The organism is Variovorax sp. GW821-FHT09B05, from assembly GCF_059418265.1.
The window spans coordinates 426,536-439,312 of sequence record NZ_JBWKPN010000004.1 but is presented as its reverse complement, the minus strand read 5'-3'; the positions used below and the strand labels follow the sequence as shown (position 1 = coordinate 439,312).

12 protein-coding genes are annotated in these 12,777 nt (G+C 71.3%); all 12 read right to left on the bottom strand.

The features are described from left to right. Position 1: 1 nt before the first annotated feature. On the bottom strand, positions 2–1,159 hold the full coding sequence (locus AC07RM_RS13755; protein WP_495334872.1) for a PepSY-associated TM helix domain-containing protein: 1,158 nt from the start codon (positions 1,157–1,159) through the stop codon (positions 2–4). Between the two features lie 10 nt (positions 1,160–1,169). After that, positions 1,170–3,566: a TonB-dependent siderophore receptor gene (locus AC07RM_RS13750; protein ID WP_495334871.1), complete on the bottom strand. Its 2,397-nt coding sequence runs from the start codon at positions 3,564–3,566 to the stop codon at positions 1,170–1,172. A 122-nt stretch (positions 3,567–3,688) separates the two neighbouring features. Beyond that, the gene (locus AC07RM_RS13745; protein ID WP_495334870.1) at positions 3,689–4,825 is read right to left on the bottom strand and encodes a FecR family protein; all 1,137 of its coding nucleotides are present in this window, start codon (positions 4,823–4,825) and stop codon (positions 3,689–3,691) included. Positions 4,826–4,895: 70 nt separating this feature from the next. Continuing rightward, positions 4,896–5,417 (bottom strand): RNA polymerase sigma factor, encoded by a 522-nt coding sequence (locus AC07RM_RS13740; protein WP_495334869.1) that lies wholly within the window; start codon positions 5,415–5,417, stop codon positions 4,896–4,898. A gap of 149 nt (positions 5,418–5,566) precedes the next feature. Beyond that, positions 5,567–6,718 carry a helix-turn-helix transcriptional regulator gene (locus tag AC07RM_RS13735; RefSeq protein WP_495334868.1) on the bottom strand — a complete coding sequence of 384 codons (1,152 nt, stop codon included), beginning with the start codon at positions 6,716–6,718 and terminating at the stop codon, positions 5,567–5,569. 32 nt (positions 6,719–6,750) lie between these two features. Then, complete coding sequence (locus AC07RM_RS13730) at positions 6,751–7,377, bottom strand: hypothetical protein (RefSeq protein ID WP_495334867.1); 627 nt, start codon at positions 7,375–7,377, stop codon at positions 6,751–6,753. A 256-nt stretch (positions 7,378–7,633) separates the two neighbouring features. After that, positions 7,634–8,137, bottom strand: coding sequence for a gamma-glutamylcyclotransferase family protein (locus AC07RM_RS13725; protein ID WP_495334866.1), 504 nt, complete (start codon positions 8,135–8,137; stop codon positions 7,634–7,636). 51 nt (positions 8,138–8,188) lie between these two features. Beyond that, positions 8,189–9,391, bottom strand: a complete 1,203-nt coding sequence (locus AC07RM_RS13720) for an amidase (protein WP_495334865.1) — start codon at positions 9,389–9,391, stop codon at positions 8,189–8,191. Further along, positions 9,391–10,014, bottom strand: coding sequence for an ANTAR domain-containing response regulator (locus AC07RM_RS13715; protein WP_495323244.1), 624 nt, complete (start codon positions 10,012–10,014; stop codon positions 9,391–9,393). Before AC07RM_RS13715 ends, AC07RM_RS13720 begins: the two co-directional genes overlap by 1 nt. Further along, positions 10,014–11,132, bottom strand: coding sequence for a transporter substrate-binding domain-containing protein (locus AC07RM_RS13710; RefSeq protein WP_495334864.1), 1,119 nt, complete (start codon positions 11,130–11,132; stop codon positions 10,014–10,016). The genes AC07RM_RS13715 and AC07RM_RS13710 overlap by 1 nt, the downstream gene beginning before the upstream one ends. Then, positions 11,125–12,573, bottom strand: a complete 1,449-nt coding sequence (locus AC07RM_RS13705) for an amidase (RefSeq protein ID WP_495334863.1) — start codon at positions 12,571–12,573, stop codon at positions 11,125–11,127. Before AC07RM_RS13705 ends, AC07RM_RS13710 begins: the two co-directional genes overlap by 8 nt. Further along, positions 12,560–12,775: a hypothetical protein gene (locus AC07RM_RS13700; RefSeq protein ID WP_495334862.1), complete on the bottom strand. Its 216-nt coding sequence runs from the start codon at positions 12,773–12,775 to the stop codon at positions 12,560–12,562. Before AC07RM_RS13700 ends, AC07RM_RS13705 begins: the two co-directional genes overlap by 14 nt. Positions 12,776–12,777: the final 2 nt, after the last annotated feature.

The window sequence follows — 12,777 nt, the reverse complement described above, 5'->3', positions numbered from 1 at the left end:
GTCAGGCCGGCCTCCCGAACCGCTCCGCTCGCCCGGCGCGCTGCCGGCGCCGCGACACCCACAGATAAACCCCGCTCCCCAACACCACGATCGTGATCAGGTCGAGCGCCGCCCAGATCAGCTTCAGCGGCAGCCCGCCGTAATCGCCGAAGTGCAGCGGCCGCGACACCTCGAGCGCGCGCAGGTACCAGGGCATGCGCACGACGGTGGTCAGCGCGCCGGTGCGCGCATCGACCAGCACGGGGCTGAAGAGCCGGCTGGTCAGCGCGGTGTCGCCCTGGGTCCACAGCAGGAAGTGATAGGGGCTGCCGAAGGGATTGCCCGGGAACACCACGCTGGTGATGCGCATCGTGGGCACGGCCGCCTGTGCCGTGTCGAACGCGGCCTGGGCCGAGGCCAGGTCCTCGAACTTCGGCGGCGGCTTGCCGGCGTACGGTGCGAGCATGGTGCGCACGTCGGTCAGTTGCCAGATGCCGAACAGCGGCTTCGAGAGCTCGTTGATGAAGCCGGTCGCGCCCACCACCAGCGCCCACACCAGCGTGACGATGCCCAGCAGGTTGTGCAGGTCGAGCCACTTCAGCCGCGGCGAACGCGTGTCGCGCACGGTGCCGAAGGCCAGCTTGCGCATGTAGGGCGCGTAGAGCAGCACGCCCGAGACGGTGGCGACGACGAAGCACAGCCCCACCACGCCGAGGAACAGCTCGCCCGCGAGCCCCGCGAACAGGTCGGTGTGCAGCGAGAGCATCACGTCCATGACACCGCGGCTGTGCGCGATCGGCAGCATCTGCTTGAGCTCGCGGCCGGTGTGCAGGTCGTAGCGGATGCGCCGCCGGGTCTCGATGCCGGCCGTGGCCGAGGGCCGCATGAAGACGGTGGCGTAGGGCTTGTCCTCGTCGAGCACGACGAAGTCGGTGGTCCAGCCCGGCAGGCGCTCGCGCGCGGTCGCGACGATACGGTCGATGCTCAGCGCCGGCGTGCCCGCGGGCACGGTGGCGGCGGGCAGGCCGTCGTCGAACCCCGCCTCGATCTCCTCCGAGAAGATCAGCGGCAGGCCCGTGAGGCAGATCAGCAGCAGGAACAGCGTGCAGGCCAGGCTGGTCCACTTGTGGAGGGCACTCCAGCGTTGCAGGGCCGTGCGGTGGCCGTCGCGCGCGTTCATGGCCCGGTGCCTACCAGTTGTACTTGAGCGTGGCGTAGACCGCGCGGCCCAGGCCGTAGCGGCAGCCGATGGCCGAGCAGATCGAGATGTACTCCTTGTCGAACAGGTTCGAGACGTTGAGCGCGGCCTTCAGCCCGCGCAGCGAGGGGTCGAGCACGCCGAAGTCGTAGCGGACCGCCGCATCGAACACGGTGGCGCCCGGAATGAGCTGCGTGTTGGCATTGGTGGTGTAGGCGGAGCCGATGCGGCGCACGCCGCCGCCGATGCTCAGGCCCTTGAGCGCCTCGCCGCGAAAGGCGTAGTCGGCCCACAGCGAAGCCTGCTCGGCCGGCGTGCCGGCCAGGCGGTTGCCCAGCGTCGAGGTGGTGGTGGTCTTGCTGATCTCGTTGTCGAGATGGCTGTAGGACGCGCGCAGCTTGAGCTGCTCGCCGAGGTTGGCGACGGCCGAGAGCTCGATGCCGCGCGAGCGCACCTCGCCGGTCTGCACCGTGAAGTTGGCATGCAGCGGATCGGGCGTGCCGACGTTGCTCTGCCGCAGGTCGTAGGCCGCGGCGGTGAACAGCATGTCGGTGTTCGACGGCTGGTACTTGAGGCCGATCTCGGTCTGCTTGCCCTTGGTCGGGAGGAAGGCGTTGCCGTCGAAGCCGGTGCCGGCCTGCGGCTGGAACGAAGTGGCGTAGCTGACGTAGGGCGCGACGCCGCTGTCGAACAGGTAGAGCAGGCCGGCACGGCCGGTGAAGGCATCGTCGCGCTGGCGCGTGACGCTGCGCGCCACGTAGTTGTCGGTGTCGGTGCGCGTCCAGTCCTTGCGCGCGCCGAGTTGCAGCCGCAACCGGTCCCAGGCGATCTCGTCCTGCGCATACAGGCCAATCTGGCTCTGCTTCTGGTGCGCGTTCTGGAAGATGCCCGGCAGCGCGATGACCTGGTTGTAGTTGGGCGCGAGGATGTCGAGCGTGGGCGCATTGCCGAAGCGCGTGAGGTTGTCCCAATCGAGGTGCTGGTAGTCGATGCCGGTCAGCAGCTTGTGCGCGAGCGCGCCGGTGCGGAAGCGCCACTCGGCCTGGGTGTCGAGCGTCAGCGTGTCGAGCTGCTCGTTGGCGGTGTAGGCCTGACGGTTCATCGTGCGGTAGTCCGCCTGCAGCCCGAGGCCCTGCACCGAGCGATAGTCGATGTCGAGGTGGCGATAGCGCAGGTTCTGGCGCACGGTGAGGTGGTCGTCGACCTGGTGCTCGGCGGCCCAGCCCAGCGAGTACTGCGTGCGCGCGAAATGCTCGAACGAGGACTGGCCGGTGTAGAAGCTGCGGTCGATGCGGCCATAGGGATTCGGCAGCAAGGTGCCCTGGTAGGGCAGCAGGTTCCAGAAGCCGCCCGAGGGATCGCGCAGGTAGTCCGCCATCAGCGTGACCTTGGTGCGCGCATCGGGCTGCCAGGTCAGCGAAGGCGCGATCGCGATGCGCCGCTCCTTGAGGTCGTTGACCTCGGTCTCGCTGTCGCGCACCACGCCGGCGATGCGCGCCGACAGCGTCTTGTCGGCATCGATCGCGCCGCCGATGTCGAAGGCGCCTTCCTTGAAGGCGTTGCTGCCGTACTGCAGCTGTACCTCGCGCACCGTCTCCGGGCTCGCGCGCTTGCTCACGAGGTTGAGCACGCCGCCGGGCGAGGCCTGGCCGTAGAGCACCGACGACGGCCCCTTGAGCACCTCGACGCGCTCGAGCAGGTAGGGCTCGACCTTGGTCACCGACCAGGTGCCGGCGATGGTCTTGAGGCCGTCGAGGTACTGGTCGAGCGCGAAGCCGCGCGAGCTGATGGTGTCGAGCCGGTTGTCGGCGTCGTCGCTGATGCTCACGCCGGGCGCGAAGCGCAGGGTGGCGCGCACGGTCTGCGCCTGCTGCGCATCCATTTCCTCGCGCGTGATCACCGCGACCGACTGCGAGGTCTCGAGGATCGGCGTGTCGGTCTTGGTCGCGGTCGCGCTGCGGCGCGCCACGAAGCCGGTGGCCGGGCCCCAGGGCGATTCCTGTTCCACGCCGGCCGTGACCGTCACCGCGGGCAGCGCCGAGGTGCCCGCCTCGCCTTCGCGCCGCACCGTGACGGCACCGCCGTCGATGTCGGCCACGAGGCCGCTGCCGGCCAGCAGCCGGTCGAGCGCCTGGCGCGGCGTCAGCCGGCCCGACACGGCCGGCGCCGTGCGGCCCGCCACCAGCGCGGGCGACACCACCAACGTGACGCCGGTCTGGCGCGCGAGCTCGGTCAGCGCTTGCGACAGCGGCTGCGCGCCGATGGCCACCTGCGCGGGCGCACCGGCCGAGGGCTGCGCCCGCGCGGGCAGCGCGGCGGCCAGGGCCAGGCAGGCCGCGAGCGCGAACGGCAACGGGCGCAGCGGAAAGGACGAATCACGGAACGACATCGAAACGATCTCCAGGGGAACGACGCAGGGCCGGAATCGGCGCCTTTCCGATGAAGACGGATCGCCGCGCGCGATCCTGACGTGGAGTGAAGAAAAAAGTTGGACGGCGCGCCGGCGCCTCGTCAGCGCTTCGCCAAGACGATTTCTGTCGTGCCCTGCCGGCGCTCCAGCCGCACCGGCAGCACCTGCGGCAGGCTGCGCACGAAGTCGCCCATGCGCTGCAGGTCGACACTGGCCGTCACCGGCAGCGCGGCCACGGCCGGGTCGTGCACCGCGATGCCGACGTCGCCGTAGCGGCCGAGCTCGGCCAGCACGGCGGACAGCGGCAGGTTGTCGAAGCTCAGGCGGTTGCTGCGCCACGCGGCGACGCCCTCGGGCTCGATCCGTGCGACCGGGCCGGGCCGGCCCTGCGCGTCGGCCGCCACCGTCTCGCCCGGTGCCAGCTCGATCGCGGCCGGCGCGGCTTCGTTGCCTGCCGCGGCCACGCGCACGCGGCCTTCCTGCACCGCGACCTGCACCTCGGGACGGCCGATGGACGGCGTGTAGCGCACCGAGAAGCGCGTGCCCACCACCGTGACGCGCGTGCCGCCCGCGCGCACGTCGAAGGGCCGCGCCTTGTCGGACTGCACGGTGAACATCGCCTGTCCCTCGGCGAGGCGCACCTCGCGACGGCCGCGGTACAGGCTGACCTCGGCCGTGGTGGCCGTGTCCAGCCGCATCTGGCTGCCGTCGGGCAGCGCCACGTCGAGCTGCTGGCCGCGCTGCGTCTGGTAGCGCTGCTCGAACACCGGCTCGCTGCGCCAGGCCTCCCAGCCGAACCAGCCGCCGCCCGCGGCCGCGAACACCGCCGCGGCGGCGGCGAGCGCGCGACGGCGCGTGGGGCGCGGCGGGGCCGGCGGCGTTGCGGGCGCAACGGGCGCGGCGGCATGGGTGGCCGATTCGCCGGCCCGGTCGATCGCCACGCGTGCCTGCAGCCGCGCCGCGCCCGCCGCGGGCATCGCATCGATCGCCTCGCTCACGCCGGTCATCTCGTCGTAGGCCGCCTGGTGCGCGGGATCGGCCCGGCGCCAGGCCTCGAACTCGGCGCGCTCGGCGGCATCGAGTCCGTCGCCGAGGCGCACCGACCAGCGCAGTGCCTCGAACTCCGCGGGCGACAGCTCCTCGAGCAGTTCCTCGCCCGCGGTGTCCGGCACGTCCGGCATGCGCGCGCCATCGCGCGCCGGCATGCCGGGGGCGGTGGGTCGCGTGCGATCGTTCATCGGGGTGCGGAAATTCGGTGTCTCGGCCTGGATGATGACGGATCGGGAGCGCCGATCCTGAGGCGGCGACTCAAATTTTCTCGGGCCGCGCCGGCATGGGCTCAGGCGCTTCGGCCGTGTCGCGCAGCCGCTTGCGACAGGCCGCGACCGCGATCATCACGTGCCGCTCGACCATGTTGCGCGAGATGCCCATGCGCTGCGCCACCTCGGCCTGCGGCAGGCCCTCGATGCGGTGCAGCACGAAGGCCTCGCGGCAGCGCGGCGGCAGGTTCTCGATCGCCGCGACCAGGAGCCGCATGCGCTGCGTCGCCGCATAGGCCACCTCGGGGTTGTCGGCATCGGGCGCCGGCATCTCGAGCAGCACGTCGTCGCTGTCGTGCGCGCGCACGATCTGCTGGCGATGGTGGTCGACCAGCAGGTTGCGCGCGATCTGGTAGAGCAGCCCGCGCACCTCGACCACCGGCTGCGCGCCATGGCGCTCGAAGGCGGCGAAGCGCGCGTAGACCTCCTGCACGATGTCCTGCGCCAGCGCGCGGTCGCGCAGGTACCGGTTGCAGAAATTGAAAAGCTCCAGGTAATAACGTGCCGCCACGATGCACTCCAGCCACACCGGCTCAGTTGAATCCGTCCGGGTGCTGGCGATGTGGCGGCGGCTGGATCTGGCGCGGGCCGGGCGGGAGGGTCGCGATTATAGGAAGGCGAGCGGATGGGCGTGGGCGGCTCGCGGCATCGCCCCCTGCTTCAACGTCCCGACAGCGCCAACGGCCCCAGCAACCGGATCAACTCGCTCTGCCGCCGCACGCCCGTCTTGTCGAAGATGTTGCGCAGGTGGGTGCGCACGGTGTTGATCGAGATGCCGCAGCGCTCGGCGACCTGGGCCGGCCGCGCGCCTTCCGAGAGCTGAACGACCAACTGGAGCTCCGAAGGCGTGAGCCGGTACTGCAGCGCGAGCGCCTCGAGCCGGCGGTCGCTGGCCTCGCGTTCGGGCGGCTCCTCGACCATCAGCAGCGCCACCGCATGCGGCCAGGCGAGGCGGCAGGCGTTGCCCTCGTCCAGCGGCACCAGCCGCGCGATGGCCGGCGCGCTCGGCCGCGCGGTTTCGGGTGTCCACAGCACGTGGGTCTGGATCAGGCCGCGCGCCACCTCGCGCAGCGAGGCCTCCACCGCTTCCGGTCCCAGCTGGCCCAGGCGCGCCAGCTTGCCGTTGCGGATGCCGATCCAGTCGCTGCGCGACAGCAGGGCCGCGGCCGCGACGTTGGCATGCAGGATCGCGCCCGTGGCCGCCAGCACCACGAGCGGCTTGGGCACCACGTCGAAGGCGTCGGCGGTGGCCTTCTCGACCGGCGTGGAGCGCACCAGCGACCAGTGCGCGTGCAGCGCGAGCTGCAGCGGCTTGTGCACCGCCTCGAAGGCGCGCTTGTCCTGGTAGCTGAACTCCTCGAGCCCGGGCCGGCGATAGAGACCGATCGCCGTGAGCGGCGCCTGCGCGGGCCGGCTGCCGTCGTCGACGATCATCGCCAGCAACCCGTGCACACCGGTCGGTGCCGCGAACTCGTGGTAGTAGTCCATGCGCTCCAGCTCGCTCCATTCGCAGAGTTCGCGGCCGATGCCGCATTCGCCGGTGCGCACGCAGATTTCCTTGGTCGCGGCGCCCGCGAACCACGGGTCTCTTTGCGACCAGTAGTCGATGTAGTCGGGCACCGTGTGCTGGGGCAGCCCGATGTCGACGAACAGCGGCTTGCCGGCCGGCGCACCGCGCGGCGTGTGGATGGCCGCGGCGGTGGCGCCGAAGCGTTCGCACAGCGCCTCGAGCATGGTCTCCCAGCGCGAGGCATCGGTGGCCGCCGCGCAGGCGGCTGCGATGGCGGGGTTCAGGCCGGAGTCCCAGCTCATGGCTTGTCGCGAACGTGTTCTCGGCGAACCGTTCAACGCCCGCCCTTGTAGGTGAAGACCTGGACCACGCCCTTGCCGGGCGCGTAGATGTACCCGTAGTCGAGGCCGTTGTTCGTGCGCCAGCGGTATTGCAACGCGCCGGCGATACCGTCGTAGGTGCACGAGAGCTTCTCGATCTCGAGCGACGACACGGCGCTGCGCGTGTTGTAGAGCGTGTCGTAGCTCTTCTTCTGGCCCTGCTGCCACTTGCCGACGGGAAACTTCCCCTCGTTGTAGGCGTTGCCGAAGCGCTGGTCGTACACCCGGCCGATGGCGCTCCTGTCCTCGGTCAGCGCGAAGCGCTCATGCGCCCGCGGTACCTTGCGCTCGTAGACCTCGAACTCGATGCCCCGGTAGCCCGACCACTTCATCGGTCCCTTGAGCGCGACCTCGCCGGACCCCACGCTGCCGTCGGGCAGCACGTCGACGAAGGGATAGGTGCGATCGACCTCGCCGAAAGTCAGCGCCTGCGACTCGGGCGCGGGCAGCGGCAGGCCGGTGAGCAGCTCGACGGGGATGAAGCGCTCGGTCACCGTGGTGTCGTGCGCGCACACGAGCGCATCGGCGGCATGGGCAGCGCCCGTGCCGGCCGCCACGAGCACCGCGGCGGCGACGGCCATTGCAGGCGACCGGGGCCGGCACGCCGCAACGCCGATGCAGGAACGCTGGAATGCACGCGCCATGGTGAGAAGCTCCTCGTTGTAGATCCTGGTATCCGGGCTCGCCCCTCCGAGCGCCCTGTAGGCCAGTGTTCTTGAATACGAAGGCACTCACATCATGCAAATGAATGAGAGGCGCAGGCCGGCGGGCCTGGGAGCGGCGCTACGGGATACGGTGGCGTTCCGTGGCGCTGCTATCGCCGAAAGCCGCCGTGGCTCAGGGCATGGCCGAGCGCGAGCGATAGAGCCCGGCATGCGCCATCGTGTATTCGGTCAGCGGGCCCAGCCTCGCCTGCGCCCCATCGAATTGCTCGGGCGGCTTGACATAGGCGTGAACGATCCTTGGCTGGCCGGATGCCTTGCCGATGCCTTCGACGCCGATCGGCACACGCCGATAGCCGTCCACCTCGCTGACCCGCTCGAGCAGGTCCATGGCCGCCAATACGGCATCGTCGACCTCGAACAACTGGCCGACGACGCGCTCCCCTTCGCCGGGCAGAAAGACCAGCCATGGCGAGAAGCGCTCGCCCATCAGGTACAGCGGATAGCGTTCGAGCGTGACGAAGTCGCCGGGGATGCGGCGACCGCGGTTGGTGGCGAAGTTGGGGTAGCCCTCTTTCAGAGTGCCGAAGACGAAGACGAGGTGGGGCATGCGAGATGCAAACTCGCCGCGCTTCATCTCCGCGATCGACTGGAGCAGATCCTTCTCGAACTGCTCCATCTCCTTATCCCTGGTCCTTGGCATCGATGGCCTCCTTCAGCCGAATGTAGATCAAGCCCTCGCCGTCTTGGTCCCATCGTCGGATGCGATCCGCCCCACCAACGCCAGCAGATCCCGATCCCTCCCCCGCCCCGCGATCAGCCCCAGCCCCACGGGCAGGCCATCGACCCACCCCAGCGGCAGGCTGAGCTGCGGCAAGCCGCACAGCCCCGCGATGCAGGTATGGGCCAGCACGCGCATGCGGGTCTGCGCATCGGGCTGCGTCGAAGCGCCCAGCCGCGGCGCCACGTCGGGCGCGGTCGGCAGGCACAGCACGCCGTCGTGCCCGAGCAGGTCGTCGATGTTCGCGCGCAGCGCGTCGGCCTCGCGCCGCGCGGCCTCGATCTCATGGGCCGTGACCTGCGACGCGGCGCGCAGCCGCGCCGCGATCTCGGGCGCCATCGATGGCCGGGTGCGCTCGAACCATTCGCCATGCGTGCGCCAGACCTCGGCGCTCTGCAGCACGCGGTAGGCCTGTGCCGCAGCGGCCAGCGCCAAGCCTTGCGCGGGCGCATCGAAGGCCAGGCCCAGCGACGCCAGGCGATGAAGCGCGAGACGAAGCGCTGCGGCCACGCCCGGCGCGGCATCGTCGAAGGCATCGACGATCGGCACGATGCGTCGCAGTGACCGTATCTCGCCCGGCGGCAACAGCACCACGCCCACGCGCTCGAGCACCGCCGCGGTCGCGGCGAACCAGCCGACCGTGTCGAAGGCCGGCGCCAGCGGCGTCACGCCATGCGCATCGATCGTGCCATGCGTGGGCCGCAGGCCGTACAGGCCGCAGTAGCTGGCCGGGATGCGCACCGATCCCGAGGTGTCGGTGCCCAGCGCGAAGTCGACGCAGCCACCGGCCACGGCAGAGGCCGAGCCGCTCGATGAACCGCCGGGCACGCGGCCGGGTGCGCGCGGGTTCAGCGGCGTGCCGTAGTGCAGGTTCTCGCCGGCGAGCGAGAACGCAAGTTCGTCGCTGAGCGTTCGCCCTTGCAACCGCGCGCCGGCCTCGAGCAGGCGCGCGACCGCGGGTGCATCGGCCTTGGCCGGCGCATGCGTGCGCAGCCAATCAGGGTTGCCCGAGCGCGTGACGTGGCCCGCGAGGTCGAACACCTCCTTGGCGGCGAAGCTGAGGCCGCTCAACGGGCCATCGCTGCACGGATCGCGCGCGAACGAAGGATCGAGTCCGAAGCGTTCCGGACTCTGGACGGGAGCGCGGGCCATCACTCGGCCGGGTCCGAAGCGCCGCGATCGGGCGGCAGCCCGTAGATCGCTTCCGCATGCACGATCGACTCGGCCATCGACGACACCGGCAACTGCTTGCGCATGGCCTCGCGCCGGATGATGGCGTAGGCCTCGTCCTCCGAGATGCCCTGGCGCGTGGCAAGGATCTTCATCGCGCGCTCGACGATGCGGCGCGTGCGCAGGGTCTCGTCGAGCTTGGCGATGCGGTTGAGCAGCCGCTCCTCGTAGCGGAACAGCATGCGCGCGACGTACAGCGTGGCGAGCACGCCGAAGGGCCGGATCGGCTTGGGCAGCACGCCGTGCACGTTGGCGGCCGCCGCGGCCTCGAGCACGGCCGGGTTCTCGTAGGCCAGCAGCGCGATCAGCACGGCGTGCGAGGAACCGGCCAACCACGGGTGCGCGGCATCGCGCTCCGACTGGATGCTGAAGAACACGGCCTCGGTGCCCTCGGGCAGGTGGTTCGGCTCGGGCCACAGCGCGGTGACGCGACAACCGAAGCGGCGCAGCTGCTCGCACAGCACGCGGGCGTCCTCGTCGTCGGGATGGATGACGGCGACCCGGATGTCACGCAGGGAGCGCAGCTGGATCGGATCGGGCGACATCAGAGGATCTTCCGTTCGTAGGCGACGAGGTAGGGATCGGGGCGGACGATGGAAGCATCCTCCCACAGCAGGTCGAAACCGCCATCCTCGCGCGAGCGCCCGATGCGGGCCTTGAGCGCGGTGTGGTTGGTGTCGGCGTCGATCTCGACCTCGCCCTGGGCCGAAGCATGGCGCGTGCCACCGAGGCTGCGCACGATGCGGTCGGGGTCGGGCGCGCCCTCGCGCGGCACGGCGCGTGCGAACAGGTGCACCTGCAGGTAGCCGGCCTCGGCATACATGTTGGGCCGGCGGCCGGCGCCGTAGCGCTTCTCGTAGAGCGCGGTGAAGCGCGCGCTGGCCGGGCTCTCGATGCCCGCGAAGTAGGGCGCGACCGTGAGGTGGCCCGCGCGCGCGGCCGGGCTCAGCGGCGCGATCTCGGCCTCGCTCGCGGTGAGGCTCGCGATCGGGTGCCCGGCCGAGGTGGCGCCGATGGCATGGCAGGCCGCATAGAGCCGCGCGGTGTCGGCGCCCACCACGGTGCTGAGCACCACGTCGGGCCGCGCGGCGGCGATGCGCTCGGCCACCTCGGCGAAGGCGCTGTCGGGCGCGCCCATGGGCAGGTAGGTCTCGCCCGCGACGCTGCCCGCGCTCTCGAGCAGGAACTCCTTCGCGATGCGCGAGATCTCGCGCGCGAACACGTATTCGGAACCGACCAGGAAGAAACGCCGCCCGTGATGCGCGAACAGGTACTTGATCAGCGGCACGATGGTCTGCGCGGGCGTGGGCCCGGTGTAGATCACGTTGGGCGAATACTCGAAGCCCTCGTACACAGAGGGATAGAACAGCACCGCGCCGTGGCGCTCGACCACCGGCAGCACGGCCTTGCGGCTGGCCGACGAGCAGCAGCCGAAGATCACCGGCACCTGGTGGTGCAGCACCATGCGGCGCGCGATGTCGCGGTAGCTCGCGGGATCGGGGCCCGGGTCCTCGATGATCGGCACGATGGGCCGGCCCGCGACGCCGCCGCCCGAGTTGATCTCGTCGATGGCGACCAGCGTGCCGCTCAGCAGCGCCTGCTCGGTCACGGCCATGTTGCCGGTCTGGGCGAACAGCACGCCCACGCCGATCTCATCAGACATGCGCACCCTCCTCGCGGCCCATCGCCGTCGCATGGCCGGGCCGCATGGCATGCCAGGCGGTGTCGTCCTGGAAGGCCGCGGCCAGCCCGAGCAGCGCGAACTCGCCGCCGGCATGGCCGATCAGCGTGAGACCCACCGGCAGGCCCGTGTCGCCGAAGCCGCAAGGCAGGCTCACCGCCGGCAGGCCGGTGAAGTTGGCGAGGCAGGGCATGGCGGTCATGGCGTCCTGGACGGTGGTCGTGCGGCCGGCGAATTCGATGCGCGATTCTGCCAAGGGCGGCGCGGTCACGGGCAGCGTCGGCAGCACGAGCGCGTCGAGCCCCGCCATGTCGCGCGCGAGCGCGGCGCAGAAGGCGCCGCGGAACTGCTGCGCCGCGAGGTAGTCGACGGCCGACACGCTCTCGCCCGCATGCAGCAGCGCGCGCACGTCGGGGGCGTAGTGCTGTGCCCGGTCGTGCATCAGCGGGCGGTGGAAGGTGCTGGCCTCCGCGTACATGATGGCCTTCCAGGCCGCGAACACCGCCGCCATGCCGCGCACCGGCACGGGCACGAGATCGCCGCCGCGCTGGCCGAAAACTTCGAGCGCCGCCTCGAAGGCCCGGCCCACGTCGGACGCGGTCTCGAAGCCATCGCCCGCCAGCACGCCGATGCGCAGCCGGGCGCGGCCGCGCGCCTCGCGGAACTGCGCGGCATGGCGCGACGAATCGCCAACCGAGCCGGGCAGCATCGCGTCGAGCCCCAGCCACAGGTCCTCGGCGCTGCGCGCCATCGGCCCGGCGGCATCGAAGCTCCAGGCCAGCGGCAGCACGCCCTCGCCCTCGACGCGGCCGGTGCCCGGCTTGATGCCCGAGATGCCGCAGGCCGCGGCGGGAATGCGGATCGAGCCGCCGGTGTCGGTGCCGATGGCCAGCGGCAGCAGCCCGTCGGCCACGCAGGCGGCCGAGCCGCCGCTGGAGCCACCAGTGATCGCGCGCGGGTCCCAGGGATTGCGCGTGGGGCCATGGTGCGATCCCTTGTTGGTCGCGCCGTAGGCCCACTCGTGCATGTTGGTCTTGGCCACCACGATGGCGCCGGCCCGGCGCAGCCGCGCGACCAGCGGCGCCTCGCCCTGCAGCGGCGCGTCGGCCAGCACGGCCGAGGCCGCGCCGCTGCCGAGGCCGGCGGTCAGCACGTTGTCCTTCACCGCGATCGGCACGCCATGCAGCGGCCCCAGCGGCAGGCCGCGCGCCAGCGCGCGGTCGGCCTCGCGCGCCTGGGCCAGCGCGCCTTCGGGGTCGACGGTCACGAAGGCATTGGTGCGCGCGGCGCGGCGCTCGATGTCGGCCAGCCGGCGTTCGGCGAGCTCGACCGCGCCGAGCTCGCCGCGGCGGATCAGCGCGGCCAATTGCGCCACGCCCGCGCGGTCGATGTCCTCGACGGGGGACCGCTCAACGATGGACATGATCGGTCTCCGTCGACGGTGGAACGAGCGCGAACCAGGCACGCCCGGGCAGCTCGCGCAGGCCCGTGCGCAGGTCCTCGAGGATCGTCGCGACCTCTCCGCACAGCGCGGGGTCGAGCGCCGCGAGGCCTGCGGCGCGGCGATGCGCGGCCACGCTGTCGGCGTTCCATGGCGCCGCGATCTTGGTGGGAAGGTCTGCCATGG